Source organism: Sporosarcina sp. FSL K6-5500, assembly GCF_038005665.1.
GTDB lineage: Bacteria > Bacillota > Bacilli > Bacillales_A > Planococcaceae > Sporosarcina > Sporosarcina psychrophila.
On sequence record NZ_JBBOTP010000001.1, the window covers coordinates 1,261,456 to 1,276,649 of the forward strand.

General features: G+C 43.6%; 16 protein-coding genes. 8 read left to right on the forward strand and 8 right to left on the reverse strand.

The features are described 5' to 3' along the window. The first annotated feature begins 9 nt into the window (after positions 1-9). The 3 genes from hutG (at position 10) to MKX62_RS05675 (ending at position 3,745) form a co-directional block, all read left to right on the forward strand. On the forward strand, positions 10-984 hold the full coding sequence (gene hutG / locus MKX62_RS05665) for a formimidoylglutamase (protein ID WP_445683523.1): 975 nt from the start codon (positions 10-12) through the stop codon (positions 982-984). Then, positions 968-2,158, forward strand: a complete 1,191-nt coding sequence (gltS, locus tag MKX62_RS05670; RefSeq protein WP_067213410.1) for a sodium/glutamate symporter — start codon at positions 968-970, stop codon at positions 2,156-2,158. Before hutG ends, gltS begins: the two co-directional genes overlap by 17 nt. A gap of 225 nt (positions 2,159-2,383) precedes the next feature. Next, positions 2,384-3,745, forward strand: coding sequence for a sodium-dependent transporter (locus tag MKX62_RS05675; protein ID WP_340741017.1), 1,362 nt, complete (start codon positions 2,384-2,386; stop codon positions 3,743-3,745). A 55-nt stretch (positions 3,746-3,800) separates the two neighbouring features. On the opposite strand, the gene MKX62_RS05680 is transcribed toward MKX62_RS05675, so the two are convergent. Beyond that, positions 3,801-4,214, reverse strand: a complete 414-nt coding sequence (locus tag MKX62_RS05680) for a VOC family protein (protein ID WP_340741018.1) — start codon at positions 4,212-4,214, stop codon at positions 3,801-3,803. Positions 4,215-4,284: 70 nt separating this feature from the next. Then, positions 4,285-5,247: a 2-hydroxyacid dehydrogenase gene (locus MKX62_RS05685; protein WP_067213418.1), complete on the reverse strand. Its 963-nt coding sequence runs from the start codon at positions 5,245-5,247 to the stop codon at positions 4,285-4,287. A gap of 138 nt (positions 5,248-5,385) precedes the next feature. On the opposite strand from MKX62_RS05685, the gene MKX62_RS05690 reads away from it, so the two are divergent. The 5 genes from MKX62_RS05690 (at position 5,386) to MKX62_RS05710 (ending at position 10,881) form a co-directional block, all read left to right on the forward strand. Continuing rightward, positions 5,386-6,996, forward strand: coding sequence for a sensor histidine kinase (locus MKX62_RS05690; RefSeq protein ID WP_340741019.1), 1,611 nt, complete (start codon positions 5,386-5,388; stop codon positions 6,994-6,996). Continuing rightward, positions 6,980-7,672, forward strand: a complete 693-nt coding sequence (locus tag MKX62_RS05695) for a response regulator (protein ID WP_340741020.1) — start codon at positions 6,980-6,982, stop codon at positions 7,670-7,672. The genes MKX62_RS05690 and MKX62_RS05695 overlap by 17 nt, the downstream gene beginning before the upstream one ends. Before the next feature lie 134 nt (positions 7,673-7,806). Further along, the gene (locus tag MKX62_RS05700) at positions 7,807-8,832 is read left to right on the forward strand and encodes a Bug family tripartite tricarboxylate transporter substrate binding protein (protein ID WP_340741021.1); all 1,026 of its coding nucleotides are present in this window, start codon (positions 7,807-7,809) and stop codon (positions 8,830-8,832) included. A 54-nt stretch (positions 8,833-8,886) separates the two neighbouring features. After that, on the forward strand, positions 8,887-9,336 hold the full coding sequence (locus tag MKX62_RS05705; protein ID WP_338654845.1) for a tripartite tricarboxylate transporter TctB family protein: 450 nt from the start codon (positions 8,887-8,889) through the stop codon (positions 9,334-9,336). 18 nt (positions 9,337-9,354) lie between these two features. Next, positions 9,355-10,881: a tripartite tricarboxylate transporter permease gene (locus MKX62_RS05710; RefSeq protein ID WP_067213428.1), complete on the forward strand. Its 1,527-nt coding sequence runs from the start codon at positions 9,355-9,357 to the stop codon at positions 10,879-10,881. Positions 10,882-11,179: 298 nt separating this feature from the next. Here MKX62_RS05710 and moaA read toward each other — a convergent pair whose 3' ends face one another. The 6 genes from moaA to MKX62_RS05740 are packed head-to-tail and all read right to left on the reverse strand — an operon-like array spanning position 11,180 to position 15,192. Further along, the gene (gene moaA, locus MKX62_RS05715; RefSeq protein ID WP_067213432.1) at positions 11,180-12,190 is read right to left on the reverse strand and encodes a GTP 3',8-cyclase MoaA; all 1,011 of its coding nucleotides are present in this window, start codon (positions 12,188-12,190) and stop codon (positions 11,180-11,182) included. A 4-nt stretch (positions 12,191-12,194) separates the two neighbouring features. Next, positions 12,195-12,767: a molybdenum cofactor guanylyltransferase gene (gene mobA, locus MKX62_RS05720; RefSeq protein WP_187046078.1), complete on the reverse strand. Its 573-nt coding sequence runs from the start codon at positions 12,765-12,767 to the stop codon at positions 12,195-12,197. Further along, positions 12,764-12,997: a molybdopterin converting factor subunit 1 gene (gene moaD, locus MKX62_RS05725; protein WP_067213436.1), complete on the reverse strand. Its 234-nt coding sequence runs from the start codon at positions 12,995-12,997 to the stop codon at positions 12,764-12,766. Before moaD ends, mobA begins: the two co-directional genes overlap by 4 nt. Continuing rightward, entirely contained in the window at positions 12,994-13,440 is a 447-nt protein-coding gene (locus MKX62_RS05730) for a molybdenum cofactor biosynthesis protein MoaE (RefSeq protein WP_187046079.1), read from the reverse strand. The genes moaD and MKX62_RS05730 overlap by 4 nt, the downstream gene beginning before the upstream one ends. Further along, on the reverse strand, positions 13,427-13,939 hold the full coding sequence (mobB, locus tag MKX62_RS05735; RefSeq protein WP_067213441.1) for a molybdopterin-guanine dinucleotide biosynthesis protein B: 513 nt from the start codon (positions 13,937-13,939) through the stop codon (positions 13,427-13,429). The genes MKX62_RS05730 and mobB overlap by 14 nt, the downstream gene beginning before the upstream one ends. Beyond that, the gene (locus MKX62_RS05740) at positions 13,936-15,192 is read right to left on the reverse strand and encodes a molybdopterin molybdotransferase MoeA (RefSeq protein WP_187046081.1); all 1,257 of its coding nucleotides are present in this window, start codon (positions 15,190-15,192) and stop codon (positions 13,936-13,938) included. The genes mobB and MKX62_RS05740 overlap by 4 nt, the downstream gene beginning before the upstream one ends. Positions 15,193-15,194: the final 2 nt, after the last annotated feature.

Below are 15,194 nucleotides of genomic sequence, written 5' to 3' on the forward strand. Positions count from 1 at the left end.
GTGAGACAATTGCTTAATAAGGTAAATGAACATGTATGGGCCGGACGTACGGATCATACTGAAAATAGAACAAGTTTCCGATATCACCAAGTGGTTGAATTAATAAATCTCGGGGTCATCTCCCAGTCACCCAACACATGTGCAATTATCGGTTTCGAAAGCGAGGAAGGCGTCCGCCGCAACAAAGGGCAATTGGGTGCAGCAAAAGCTCCCGATGCACTACGCAGTGAACTTGCCAAATTGCCATGGAAATTCCCGGAAAATAAAAGGCTTGTCGATGTCGGAAATATTCAATACATGGATACCAACCTGGAAAAAGCCCAACAACAGCTAGGCGATACGATTGCAAACGCATTAGAGAAAAAAATGACACCGATTATTCTTGGTGGCGGCCATGAAACCGCTTACGGTCACTATCTCGGAGTCAGAAAATCAATTGGTAAGGAAGCTTCTCTTGGAATTATTAACATAGATGCCCATTTCGACTTACGCTCATATGATGAACAACCGTCTTCCGGCACGATGTTCAAACAAATCCTGGAGCATGATAACATGAGCAGCTATTTCGTCGTCGGAATCCAGCGCTATGGAAATACGCAGGAATTGTTCGATACAGCTGACAGGCTCGGTGTCAAATATGAATACGAAGAGAATATGCATATCGGAAATATGGACAAACTAACATCCGATCTCGAACAATTCATCAACCAACATGATTATGTTTTTCTAACATTATGCACGGACGTACTGAACTCCGCTTTCGCACCCGGTGTCAGTGCTCCTTCACCATTCGGATTAGATCCTTCCGTTGTTCGTTCAATCATTCGAACAGTTACAACACATAAAAAAACACTGTCGTTCGATATTTCGGAAGTGAACCCCGTTTTAGATGAAAACAACCGTACAGTAAAACTCGGTGCTTACTTAACAAATGAAGCAATTACAACTTTTTTAGGAGGGGAAATTCATGACGCTAGTTCTTAATCAAGTCACCACAATCTTCCTTTCCATTGCATTGCTAACTTTAGGGATGGTTTTAGTTAAGAAAGTTGGTTTCTTACGGAAATTCTGCATACCTGCTCCCGTTGTCGGCGGATTATTATTCGCTGTTTTTGCAACCATTTTCAAGTCTCTCGGATGGCTAGAAATTACACTTGATACATCATTGCAAAGTTTATTCATGCTTACATTTTTTACAACAATCGGTTTAGGAGCAAGCTTTAAACTCATTAAACTTGGCGGAAAGGTTCTTGTCATCTACTGGCTGGCATGTGGATTTTTAGCGCTCGCGCAAAATACAATCGGTGTATCCATGGCTTATTTGTTCGACCTGCATCCACTTATTGGAATGATGGCTGGAGCAGTTTCAATGGAAGGCGGACACGGAGCCGCTACTGCATTTGGACAGACGCTCGAAGACATGGGTATCAATTCAGCCCTTTCGATTGGAGTTGCAGCAGCTACATTTGGACTTGTTGCAGGAGGTCTCGTTGGTGGTCCCACCGTAAAATACCTTATTTCAAAACACAATCTCAAGTCATCTGAAGCGGATACTGATCTCGGTATTCCTATTGAAAAGAAAGAAAAGCCGATTCAAACAGATTCGTTCTTCACACAAATTCTACTCATCACACTCTGTATGGCCCTTGGTACGTATTTGGGTGAACTATTTTCAACCGCAACAGGGTTCGTTCTGCCGGGTTACGTAGGAGCCATGTTTGTTGCTGTTCTTGTTCGGAATATCGTTGACAAAATTAATCCTAAAGCGATCGATATGAAGAGTATCGGCTTAATCAGCGACGTTACATTAGGGATTTTCCTGTCAATGGCATTAATGAGCATTAAATTGTGGGAAGTTGCCGATTTGGCCCTTCCACTACTTGTTATCGTCTTCGTCCAAGTTGTCTTCATCGTCCTGTTTGGGGTTTTCGTCTTGTTCCGTCTACTCGGTAAAGACTACGATGCAGCCATTATGGTAGCTGGTTTTACAGGACATGGTCTCGGCGCTACCCCGAATGCTATGGCAAATATGGCGGCCGTCACTGAAAGATATGGCCCTTCGACTAAAGCGTACCTCGTTGTTCCGATTGTTGGTGCTTTCCTCATCGATGTATTTGCGATGCCAATTATTATAACGACGATAAACCTGTTCAATTGATAATAGTAAGCTTCCCTCATTACATTTCCATGTAATGAGGGAAGCTTTTTCGTTCGTTCAGATACTCATACACAGGTTTTATTCATAATCGCTCCTCTAAGCCGTATACTTATAATGTTCTGAAACCTGTTATTTTAATGACAGCCTCCTTAAAATACGCTACCCTTAAACTAAACGGCTTGTTTTAAGTACATACATATTCGTTTCATCGAAAGGACTGACCTTATGCCTCAACAAGAACACTGGAAATCAAAAATAGGTTTTATACTAGCTGCTGCCGGTTCAGCAATCGGGTTAGGCGCTATTTGGAAGTTCCCTTATGTAGCCGGGACTGGTGGTGGCGGCGCTTTTCTACTGGTCTTTTTATTATTTACGCTGTTATTAGGATTCCCTCTCTTAATCGGTGAATTCATTCTCGGTCGTAAAAGTCAAAGTGACGCAATTACTGCCTACAAAAAGCTTGCGCCCAATTCAGGTTGGCATATAACAGGGATCATTGGCGTCGTAACCAGTTTCTTAGTGCTATCATTTTATAGTGTTGTTGGAGGATGGGTTATCCTCTACTTATTCAAAGCATTAACCGGTGGTATTTCCGGACTTTCGCAAGACCAGTTCGGACCGTTATTCGACCAAATCATTGCAAATCCATTCGCTACGTTAGCCGGTCAACTGATTTTTATGGTGCTAACAATTGTTGTTGTAGCCCAAGGAGTTCAAAAAGGGATTGAGAAAGCAAGCAAAATTATGATGCCTGCTCTCTTCATATTATTTATCATTATCGTTGCCCGTTCTCTTAGCTTGGATGGGGCAATGGAAGGCGTAAAATTTCTACTGGTACCGGATTTCACTAAATTAACGTCTGAAACGATTTTATTCGCTTTGGGACAAGCCTTTTTCACTCTCACATTAGGTGCTTCTGTCATGGTTACGTATGCTTCCTATCTTCCTAAAACGCAAAACCTGCCGAGCTCGGCGATGTCCATTATCGCTATGAATATCGTCATCGTTCTGTTAGCCGGCCTAGCGATTTTCCCAGGTGTGTTTTCATTTGGAATGGCACCGGATGCGGGACCGACATTGATTTTTTCAGTACTGCCAGCTGTATTCAACCAAATGCCCTTTGGGGTGTTTTTCTTCATTGCATTTTTGGTTTTATTCCTATTCGCGGCTTTAACTTCCGCTTTCTCTATGATTGAAATTATTGTTGCAACAATGACGAAAAATGATCCTTCAAAACGAAAACGATTCACTTGGATAATTGGAATGGCAATTTTCATTGTTGGAATTCCATCTTGTTTATCATACGGAGTAATGGCTGATGTGAAGTTTTTCGATAAAACGGTATTCGATTTAGTCGATTTCGCAGTAAGCAATGTATTGATGCCTCTTGGCGCATTATTGATTTCGATATTCATCCCTTTGAAAATAGCTAAAACTGATCTGTTCAATGAGATGAAGCAAGGTTCGAAAGTCGGAAAGACCTTCTTCAACATTTGGTTCTACCTATTAAAATATCTGACTCCTATCGCAATCATTATTGTTTTCCTTGATGCACTGGGTGTGTTTAACTTGTTCGCAGATCGGTAAAAATTGAACTGACAATAAAAAAGGAAGACTCCTTCGACGAAGAGTCTTCCTTTTTCTATCCTTCTTTCTCGCAGTTCAAATCCCACGTAAAGCCAAATTTATCTTTCACTTTCCCATACTTAGCTCCCCAGAACGTATCTTGCAGGGCCATCAGTACTTCGCCTTCTTCCCGCAGGCCGTCGTAGAGCTGGTTCGCTTCTTCCACGCTTTCACAGTCGATAAGAAGGGCAACGTCGTTTTTGTTGTATTCAGATGGCTTGTCCGCAGAATCGGCAAGCATGATTTGAAATTCACCTTTTTTCAGATGGCAATGGAGGAGATAATCTGCTGCTTCCGGTGGATGCGGGAAATTAGCATCCGCATATTTCTGCATTCCGACTTCCTCAAGTCCTAGCAAATTCGCATAGAATTCAGCCGCTTCTTTTCCTTCTCCGTAAAACGTTAAATATGGAATGATTGTACCTTTCATATTGTTACCTCCTCCGATTCGACGACAGTCATCAAGTCAATTTAGACATAATTCATTCGTCTGCTGTTCTTTACTGAACGATACCTTTTGGCTTGCGGCCTTCAAGTACATCCGTAATTGCCTGTGCGTTCAAGTTCATCATCGCAAGGCGTGTCTTAATGCTGGCACTTCCGATATGCGGAAGGACTGTTACGTTCGGCAATGTAAGAAGCGGATGATCGAGTGGGATTGGTTCTTTTTCAAACACGTCGAGCCCCGCCGCCCAAATCGCACCGTTTTTCAATGCATCATAAAGAGCAGCCTCATCAACAATTCCACCACGAGCGACATTAATAAGAACGCCCGTATTTTTCATAAGGTCAAGTTCCCGTGCACCAATCATCCCGGCGGTTTCCGGTGTAAAGGGAGCTAGAATGATAACGAAATCCGCCTCTTTCAGCAGTGTATCCAACTCCCTGAATTCAAGTCCGTACTCAGCTTCTGCGTCTGGCTTGCGGTTGCGATTATGATAAAGAACTTGCATATCAAAGCCTTTTGCCCGGCGCGCAACCGCTTCACCGATTCGTCCCATGCCAATGATGCCAAGTGTCGCTCCTCCAACATCCATGCCTGTAAATCTCATCGGAGCCCATGAAGTCCAATTACCTTTTCTAATTTCATTTTCTGCAGAGATCAATTTACGTGCCGTCGCTAGTAGAAGCGCAAAAGCAAGATCTGCAGTTGTTTCAGTCAACACACCCGGTGTATTTGTTACGATGACGTCATATTCCTTTGCCGATTCCAAGTCAATATTATTATAACCAACGGCCATATTTGCAACGATTTTAAGCTTCGTACCCGCTTCAAAAACCTCGCGATTGATGCTATCCGCCAAAACCGACCATAGTGCATCCGCTTCTGCCACTTCTTTCAATAAAACAGCGCGCGGAACTGCTACACTTTCTTCGTCCCACATCCGTACATCAAATTTTTCATGAAGCGGCGCAACCGCCTCTTCTGTCAGCTTTCTTGTAATGAAAATTCTTGGCTTCACTTAAATCCCCCTATTCTAACAATTAACAATAGTGTAGCATATAATGTGAACCAATTGGTCGACGGTCAACTGTGTAGAAAGCCTGCCCAAGACTAATGCAAGTAGATACGGTTACTTCAAGATTGAGAGATGATTTCCATGAAACCCGCTACTTTACAATCCCGCATTTTTTCATATGGCGCACTCTTTGTTTCCATAATAGCAATCATTATCGGTGTTTCCTTCTACTTTACAATGTCGCAAGGTATCGAGCAACAGATTGGGGACCAGGCGCTAAGTATAGCCAGGACAACAGCAGACCGCCCCGATGTCCGTGCAGGGTTTGGACACGCTGATCCAACGGAAATATTGCAGCCTATCGCTGAAGCGGTACGACTCAAAACTGGTGCTGAATATGTCGTTATAGGAAACAGCAAAGGTATCCGGTATGCTCATCCTGTTCCAGAACGGATTGGGCAAAAAATGGTGGGTGATGATAATGAACGTGCGCTTCTCCTAGGCGAATCCTATATTTCCGAGGCGACTGGGACACTCGGGGCCGCCTTACGCGGGAAAACACCAGTATTTAACGAGGATGGCAAGATTATCGGGATTATTTCCGTTGGTTTTTTAAAGAAGAATATGTCCTCTATCTTTTTTCAGTATGCCGACAACATTTCCTACATCGTACTTATCGCAATCATTCTAGGTATTATTGGTTCTAGCATCCTGGCACGCAATATTAAAAAAGAACTTTTTAATTTAGAGCCTGCGGAAATAGCGAACTTATTCACCGGACGAAACGCTCTTATTGAGTCTGTGCGAGAAGGAATCATTATGGTTGACGCAAACGGTATCATTACAACTGTGAATGTGGCTGCATATGAAACTCTTTCTCTCCCTAATCAATCGGAACTAATCGGTCGGACGATTCAGGAAGTGCTTCCAAACACGCTTCTTCCAAAGGTACTTGAAACCGGAGAACGGCATCTCGATCGTCCCATGGAAATTCGCGGCAAAAAGGTAATTGTAAATCGCGTCCCCATCCGTGTTGGTGAACAGATTGTCGGTGCGGTTTCAACTTTTCGGCTACAATCAGACATTGACCAACTCGCAATGGAATTATCACAAGTGAAACGGTATACGGAGGCGCTTCGTGCACAAACCCATGAATACAATAACTTTTTATATACAATATCGGGTCTCATTCAACTCAATTCATACGATGAGGCACTAAGCTTGATTCACGAGGAAACAGCTGAACATCAATCGCTCATCCAATTCGTGACAAAGCGGTTGCAGGATCCCTTTCTAGGAGGAATTGTTATCGGTTTCTTCAACCGGGCAAAGGAATTGAAGGTCCGCTTCCTTCTTGATGAAGATAGTCTCTTAAAAAAACTCCCGAAACACTTAGAAAAAAACCATTTCGTTTCAATCATTGGAAACTTAGTTACAAATGCTTTCGAAGCGACCGACTCTTTTCCGGAAGAAAAACGAATGGTCCGCATCTTCATTCTGGATAACGGCGAAGAGATTTTAATTGAAGTTGAAGATTCAGGACATGGGATAGCTGATGAAGTGCTGGATGTACTCTTTCAAGAAAAGGTATCGACAAAAAATCAGGGTCACCGTGGATACGGACTTATGAAAGTAGCAGAGAATGTGAAAAATCTCAGCGGTTCTATCACACTCGAAAAAGGAGATTTAGGCGGTGCATTGTTTATTATTTCCATACCGAAAGGAGGTTTTTCAGATGACAACTCTAATTGAAGTCTTAATTATTGAAGATGATTTACGAATTGCCGACATCCATCAGCGGTTCATCGAGAAAATAGAGGGCTTTACAGTCGTAGGTTCCGCTCATACCGGTGATGAAGCAAAAGATTGGATTTCAGCATTGTTGCCAGACCTCGTTTTACTCGATGTCTATTTACCCGATGTACTTGGTACAGAGCTGATGGATTTCATCCACAAAAACAGCCCTGAAACAGACATTATTTTCATCACTGCTGCGGCAGAGATTGAAGTTGTAAAAAAGGCATTTCGCCACGGAGTCATCGACTACATCCTAAAACCGCTCACATTCGACCGATTTAAGGAAAGCCTCCTTTCTTATAAAGTTAAAAGGGAAACACTTTCAGGTGAAGGACTCATACAGGAAGATTCCATCAAATCTCTTTGGAATAAAACGCTACCCGCTTCACCAAACCCTGATTTCATTCCACCAAAAGGGATTGACCCCATGACGAAAGAGAAAGTGGTCAGCCATATAAAAAACATAGAAGGCGGAATTACTGCAGAAACTCTTGGATTGGAAATCGGCGTGAGCCGTTCGACCGCAAGACGTTATCTAGAATACCTCGTCTCAGAAAAACGTGCATTTACAGAACTTCTATACGGCTCAGTCGGGCGTCCCGAAAGAAGATACTTCATAAAAAAACGCTGAACAGTATGAACAAAATGATGTTTACTCTCATTATCGAACTTATAAACGATAACTTTTAATTGAATAAATATTCTGATAGATTGATGACAGCGAATGAAAACGCTGTCATCATTTTTAATTATAAGGGGGATTACATGAAGATGTGGAAGAAACTTACGACGGTTGCCCTAGCAAGTATGCTGGCACTCGGCCTCACAGCATGTTCTGCGGATGAATCTGAAGGAAAAGTGGAAGGCGCTACCTCGAAATATCTGGAGAGTAACATAACAATTGTCGCTCCATCCGGCGCAGGCGGTGGATGGGATTTAACTGCCAGAGCGATTGCAAAAACGATGAGTGAAACAAAGCTAATCGATAAGTCAATCGTAGTTGAAAACAAACCCGGCGGCGGTGGTGCTGTTTACATGGCAGAATTTGCAACAAAAGAACTAAAAAATGATCATGTCCTTCTTGTAAAATCTCCGCCAATCTTAATCAACAATAACAAAGCGGAAGGAAACAGTGCTTACGGCTATAAAGACACAACACCATTGGCTCAACTAACGCGTGACTACGGAGCTATTGTCGTCAAGGCGGATTCAAAGTTCAATTCATTGAAAGATGTACTAAAAGCAATTAAGAAAGACCCGAAATCGGTAACACTTGCCGGCGGATCGGCTCCGGGATCGATGGACCATCTTGTCGGCGTCTTGCCCGCATTTGAATATGGAATTGATCCAAAAACAGTAAAGTATGTATCGTATGATGGCGGCGGAGAGGCAGTCGCAGCATTGCTCGGTGGAAATGCAGACGTCATCGCCACAGATGCCTCCACTATTGGGGCGTATCTGAAATCCGGTGATGTCCGTGTCCTCGCTGTCAGTTCTTCCGAACGGCTTGGCGGTGAATTGACAGAAGTCCCTACATTTAAAGAAGAAGGAATTGACGCCGAATTCACCATTTGGCGCGGCATCTTCGGTCCAAAGGAAATGTCGGAAACGGCTTATGACTATTGGTCCGAGAAGCTAGAGAAAATGGTGGAATCAGACGAGTGGAACGCAGAATTAGAGAAAAATGGGTGGGAAAGCGAGTACCGTAATGCTGACGACTTCACTACCTATTTGGAAGAACAAGATAAAGTGATCGTGGAATTGTTAACGGCACTTGGAATGCAGAAATAACATTATTCGGGCGGCTTCAGCGCCGCCTTTTCTTTTAGGGAGGTGTCAAAGACTATGAGTAAAACGTTCGATCGATATGCCAGCATCGTCTTTTTACTAATCGGTCTCTTATTTGTAATCGAAAGCCAAAAAATTTCGGACAGTGCTTACGGATCATCAGTTGGACCGAAAATCTTTCCAATGTGGCTTGGTATTATTTTAATTCTTTTAAGTTTGAGATTGCTATTCGAAACATTTAAATACAAATCTGAAACGACAGCTGGAATGAAGCTTCAATACAAGAAATTCCTTATTATTATTGGCAGCGCGGTTTTGTATGCATTTCTATTGGAAATGGTCGGATACGTCATCTCAACGTTCTTATTTTTACTCATCTCTTTCCAAACAATGGAACGTGGCCGATTATTGCCCTCCTTCATCATTGCAGCGGCATTTTCATTTGGAATTTATTATTTGTTCGCGAAACTTCTTGGCGGGTCATTGCCAGGATTTCCTGTATTTTAGCGTGAAGGGAGTTAAGCTATGAGCACTTTACAGTTTTTAGCCGATGGTTTCAGTGTTGCTTTTCAATGGCATAATCTATTATTTGCATTCGTCGGGGTCATAATCGGCACGGCTGTCGGCGTGTTACCCGGCATCGGTCCAATGAGCGGTGTTGCCCTTCTCATCCCCGTTACTGCAACCATCACTTCTGGAATGCCGACAGAAGCAGCCGCTGCCAGTTCAATCATTTTACTTGCCGGAGTCTATTATGGAGCAATGTATGGAGGTTCTACAACATCGATTTTACTGAACACCCCTGGTGAATCTTCGTCTGTCGTCACGACGCTCGACGGTTATCAAATGGCTAGGCAAGGGCGTGCCGGAGCAGCTTTGGCTATCTCGGCAATCGGCTCATTTTGCGCCGGAATCATTTCGCTAATCGGTCTGGTCTTATTAGCGCAACCTCTTTCCAATGTCGCAATCAAGTTCGGCCCTGCAGAATACTTTTCCTTAATGCTATTGGGTTTGGCTGCTGTAAGTGGACTTGCTGGAAAGTCGATGACGAAAGCATTGATGATGACTGTTTTCGGACTTATGCTTGGAACAATCGGCATTGACGCAGTTTCAGGAATTGCCCGCTTTACATACAACCAACCTATTCTTTTTTCCGGATTGGAATTTTTAACAATTGCTGTTGGATTGTTTGCGCTTGGTGAAGTATTCAAGACGGTATTGGAACGCGATGAAGAAGACGGAGCTATTGCAAAAATCAATCGCATCCTCCCGACAAAACAAGATATGAAAGACAGCGCAGTTCCCATTGTACGCGGTTCCCTACTAGGATTTTTCATCGGGGTACTTCCAGGCGCCGGGGCAACACTCGCATCTTTCTTCTCCTATATAACAGAGAAAAAGTTCAGTAAAAATCCCGAAAGCTTCGGAAAAGGGAACATCGCCGGAGTAGCGGGTCCTGAATCTGCCAATAATGCTGCTTCAGGGGGCGCAATGATTCCTTTACTTACATTAGGAATCCCTGGTTCCGGTACAACAGCCATATTAATGGGTGCACTTATCATGTATAACATTCAGCCAGGGCCCCTTCTCTTTGACGAACACCCGGATATCGCATGGGGGCTCATTGCAAGTATGTTTATCGGCAACTTGATGCTGTTAGTACTGAACATGCCGCTCGTTCGTGTGTTTGCAAAAATCATTCAAACGCCTAAGAAGTACTTATTGCCTATTATTATCGCTATTTCATTTTTCGGAGTTTATGCCGTACAGTACACGACTTTCGATTTATACTTGTTGCTTGGTTGTGGTGTAGCGGGTTATTTACTATCAAAAAATGATTATCCAGTAGCTCCATTAGTTTTGGCACTCGTATTAGGTCCAATGATTGAAAACAACATGAGGCGAGCACTCACCATTTCGAACGGTGAATTCAGCATCTTCTTCACAAAGCCGCTATCGCTTGTTTTCATCATTGTAGCTGCATTATGGCTTCTTGTTCCAATGTTGCTGAAACTCAAAGGACGCTCAGTCGTCGTGGAAGATGAAGGTTAATAGCGAACGTATATTTCGAAAGCGGATCGCCTTAGATGTAAGGCGATTCGTTTTTTTATTAAAGAGTGTAAGCAACGTTTTAAATGAACTTAACAACGTTTCCGTCCATGTTCATAGCATTTCCAATGAACTTAACAACGTTTTGCCCAAACTAGGCGACGTTGCAACTGAAGTTCCAAACGTTTTAAATGGACTTCGCAATACTCCCGTGAAACTAAGCAACAGTCTCATAAAACTAAACAAAGTCAGCATCCCCTCCGTCTCTCTCCATAATAAAAAGCGTCGCCGCAGCAACGCTTCACCCACCTATATAACTCATACCAATCTTTTTCCGATTCTTCGCTGTCTGTTCAGTTCGCTCATCTGAATAACGGTCTCCACGGTTTTGCCACACGCCTGTAATGACTTCCAACAATTCTGCGTCTGTCAGTCCACTGCGAATTAATTCACGCAGATCGAACCCTTCTGATGCGAACAGGCACGTATACAGTTTACCGTCCGACGACAGTCTGGACCGCGTACATGTTGAACAGAATGATTCTGATACAGACGTGATAAAACCGACTTGTGCTCCATTATCCAAGTAACGATAACGTTTTGCAACTTCACCGTAATAGTCTTCTTCCGCCGGTTCGATATCATAAACAGCACTGATCATTTCGTAAATTTCTTTTTTCGTGACAACCTTTTCAAAGCTCCATCCATTATCATTACCAACATCCATAAATTCTATGAACCGCAACGTAATATCACGCTCTTTAAAATAAGCGGCCATTGGTAGAATTTCTTCCTCATTTACGCCTTTTTGAACAACCATGTTCACCTTGATTTCAAAGCCGATCTTTTGTGCATGATCGATATTGGCTAGTATCAGTTCTGGTTTAATTCCGCGTCCATTTAATTTACCGAATGTTTCCGGATTAAGTGCATCGAGGCTCATATTCAAACGACGCAGACCTGCATCATAAAGGGGTTGTGCGTATTGTTTCAACAGTACACCATTCGTCGTCAACCCTATATCTTCAATTCCTTCAATCTTCATCAGTTTTTCCACCAGTTTTGGCAAATCGCGCCGCATAAGCGGTTCGCCGCCCGTCAAGCGGAGTTTTTTCACACCAAGTAACGCAAATAGCTTCGCGAACCGTTCAATTTCTTCAAATGAAAGCAGTTCGTTCTTGGGTAGAAAAACATAATCATCACCAAAAACTTCTTTTGGCATGCAATAGGCACATCTAAAGTTACAGCGATCCGTTACGGAGATTCGGAGATCCCGGATCGGACGTCCGAGCTTATCTTTAACTGTTTCCATTTCGTCATCCCCTTTCCAGGGTTTCCGGCGTATTCACGTTCGTGAACATCCGTTTTTCATCGTCAGTCAGAACGCTTCCTTGAACCCACGCTGTATTACTAATAGAAAGTAATTTCATTACACTCAGTTGGTTGTTTTTCAAGGCTTCTTTCACTGCATTTTTCATTTGCGTATCCCAGATAGACACGAGAGGATGATATCTACCATCCGAAATGACAGCCGTGACACATTCGTTATGAAGCGTTATCAACTTCGATATAGCCTTATCATCTACAAACGGCATATCACACGGCAATACTACATAGCGGTTCGCTTCCACGGATTCCATCGCGGACAGAATCCCTGCAAGCGGACCGAGTCCAGCATATTCCACTTTATCAGTCATCAGGTTTTCACCATCACCAAATCGGTCCATTAGTTCTGGTAGCGTCACAATAACAACCTCGTCACAGGATGCCGACATTGCTTCGACTGCAATTTTATAAAAGTACTTATCTCTGAGTTTAGCAAATGCTTTCGGTGAACCGAACCGCCGCGACAATCCGCCCGCCAGAACGATGCCTACTGTCTCCTTCATCCCCCGCTCACAGGTGGGATGAATGCACAAATATCTCCCGAATGAATGACATCTTCCTTTAAGGCATATTCTTCATTCACTGCAACATGCACCGTATCTTTCCCAAAACCCGGATACATCATTTCCGCCCAGTCCAGCAGCTCGCGGACAGTCATCGATTCCCGTTCGATGGTTTCTTCCGCCTTGCCGGTCAATTCGCGCAGCCTTGCAAAATAGTTCACTTTAATCACTTTTGTTCGCCTCCCTTTTCAGGATACTTTTTTTGACCGCCAATCCATTCTTCGCCGTCTTCCCAGATTTCCTTTTTCCAGATAGGGACTATTTCCTTAATGCGTTCAATTGCATACTCATTCGCTTCATATGCTGCTTTCCGATGAGGGGAGGAAACTGCAATGACTACCGCAATATCTGAGATATGCATTTCCCCAATCCGGTGAGCAATCGCCACTTTCACGCCTGGCCATTTCGCTTCCATTTCTCCACCGATTTCCGCCAGTTTTTTTTCGGCCATTGGTACATAGGCTTCATATGCCAAATATAATGTTCGGACCCCGTGTGTCCATTCCCGGACATGTCCTGTGAAAACAGTGACAGCTCCTGCTCCAGCATGAAGGACATAATCAGTATATTTTTGCGGTTCAATCACTGTTTCAACAATTTCAAACGGTTTCATTGCCATCCTCCTTTTCAATCCAGTCAAGTAGCCACGAATCGAGTTGTTCAACATTCTGCGCAGATTCAATATGCGAACTAACAGCTGTAATTTCTGGACATCCGATAACTAGCTGTATGCCATCCAATCCGCTTAACGATTCCCAATCCCCGGCATCTCTAAGAAGGACTACTTTCTCCCCTTGTTCTTTCTTATACCCTTCAATGAGCAGAATATCCGGTTTTCCGATTGCTGCCAGCACCTTAAGCTCGGCAAATTCGGGCTCTTCATTCAACAGGATTTGAACCGCACCCCCACCTGCAACAACTGAAACGTCTGCCCCACTACCAAAAAACTGCATCGTATCCGTCGATGGATTTGGCATGGCAGGCTGCCCACCGTGGCCATGATGCTTTAATACAGCGACTGAAAGTCCTTTGTTTTTCAATAAACAAATCCATCTCGATGTAAGTGTCGTTTTGCCACTATTTTTATAACCGACAACTTGAAGTGTCTTCATAATACCCACTCACTAACGCCTTGCTCAGAACCGAGCAGCAAAATATCAACATGGGTTCCTGCTGTGTAACCGCGCGTTCCGCTTGGAAGAGCGATAAGGCAATTTCCCCGGGCAATCGATGATACTGCATTTGATTTATTAAAGCCTGCGGGTACTGCAACAATACCTTCCGATGTCATTTCCCAGAATGCGCGAATGAAGCGGGTAAAAGGGTTTGGCTTTCCGAAATCTTCACCTAATATCGCTTGCATGCGCGGCATATACGGTGTGTTTGCACCTTGCATAGCAAGAATAGCGGGTCTAGCGAATAATTCAAAACCCGTGAAACAAGCAGATGGATTTCCCGACAGACCGAATAATAGTTTTTTACCAAGCCCGGCGACCGTCGTTACGCTTCCCGGACGCATCGCAACTTTGTTAAATAGGACCTTAGCTCCCAACCGTTCATAGATTGCGGGTAAATGATCATAATCACCAACAGAAACACCGCCTGTCGTAATAAGTACATCTGTTTCAATGAGAGCTTTTTCGACGACTTCTATGCATGCATCTAGATCGTCTTCTTGCATGCCATATGATTTGTAACCTAATCCCATACGAGTTAACTGGGCAGCTATCATCGGCCCGTTCGAGTTCCGTATTTTCCCAGGAACAAGTTCATCTGACACATTTAGCAACTCCGTTCCCGTTGAAAGAATGCCAACAACTGGTCGTTTCGCAACTTTGACTGTTGCATAACCAAATGTCGCTAATAACGCGATTGTACCGGGATGGATAAATGCTCCCGATTCAACAAGGAGTTCCCCCTCCTTTGCGTCTTCACCCTTAAAGGATATATTTTCCCCTTCGCTAAACGGTTTACGCAATGTAAAACGATCTTTTCCTTCTGTCGTCTGTTCGAGCATGACAACCGCATTGGCATTATCCGGTATCGTGGCACCCGTCATGATTCTGTATGCTTCTCCAGGACCTACTCCACGAGCTGCTACATGACCCGCACCAATTTCACCAATTACAGTGAAAGGTATACGATTATCTCCAGAAGCACCCTCTGTGTCCTTTGCACGGACAGCGAATCCATCGTATGGCGATCTGTCGAATGATGGGACATCATGCTTTGCGATAATCGGTTCCGCAAGTATTCTTCCGTATGTATGTTCAAGTGGAATCGTATCAGTTCCACCTAGATAGCTATGTTCCATGACGAGTCGAACAGCCTCAGATACTAAGACAGGCTTTCTCATTTCTACCATGT

Bases quoted from the DNA above. Each gene is read 5' to 3' on its own strand.
- gltS (WP_067213410.1), top strand. From the start codon at position 968: ATGACGCTAGTTCTTAATCAAGTCACCACAATCTTCCTTTCCATTGCA.
- MKX62_RS05675 (WP_340741017.1), top strand. From the start codon at position 2,384: ATGCCTCAACAAGAACACTGGAAATCAAAAATAGGTTTTATACTAGCT.
- MKX62_RS05680 (WP_340741018.1), bottom strand. From the start codon at position 4,214: ATGAAAGGTACAATCATTCCATATTTAACGTTTTACGGAGAAGGAAAA.
- MKX62_RS05690 (WP_340741019.1), top strand. From the start codon at position 5,386: ATGAAACCCGCTACTTTACAATCCCGCATTTTTTCATATGGCGCACTC.
- MKX62_RS05695 (WP_340741020.1), top strand. From the start codon at position 6,980: ATGACAACTCTAATTGAAGTCTTAATTATTGAAGATGATTTACGAATT.
- MKX62_RS05700 (WP_340741021.1), top strand. From the start codon at position 7,807: ATGAAGATGTGGAAGAAACTTACGACGGTTGCCCTAGCAAGTATGCTG.
- MKX62_RS05705 (WP_338654845.1), top strand. From the start codon at position 8,887: ATGAGTAAAACGTTCGATCGATATGCCAGCATCGTCTTTTTACTAATC.
- MKX62_RS05710 (WP_067213428.1), top strand. From the start codon at position 9,355: ATGAGCACTTTACAGTTTTTAGCCGATGGTTTCAGTGTTGCTTTTCAA.
- moaA (WP_067213432.1), bottom strand. From the start codon at position 12,190: ATGGAAACAGTTAAAGATAAGCTCGGACGTCCGATCCGGGATCTCCGA.
- mobA (WP_187046078.1), bottom strand. From the start codon at position 12,767: ATGAAGGAGACAGTAGGCATCGTTCTGGCGGGCGGATTGTCGCGGCGG.
- MKX62_RS05730 (WP_187046079.1), bottom strand. From the start codon at position 13,440: ATGAAACCGTTTGAAATTGTTGAAACAGTGATTGAACCGCAAAAATAT.
- mobB (WP_067213441.1), bottom strand. From the start codon at position 13,939: ATGAAGACACTTCAAGTTGTCGGTTATAAAAATAGTGGCAAAACGACA.
- MKX62_RS05740 (WP_187046081.1), bottom strand. From the start codon at position 15,192: ATGGTAGAAATGAGAAAGCCTGTCTTAGTATCTGAGGCTGTTCGACTC.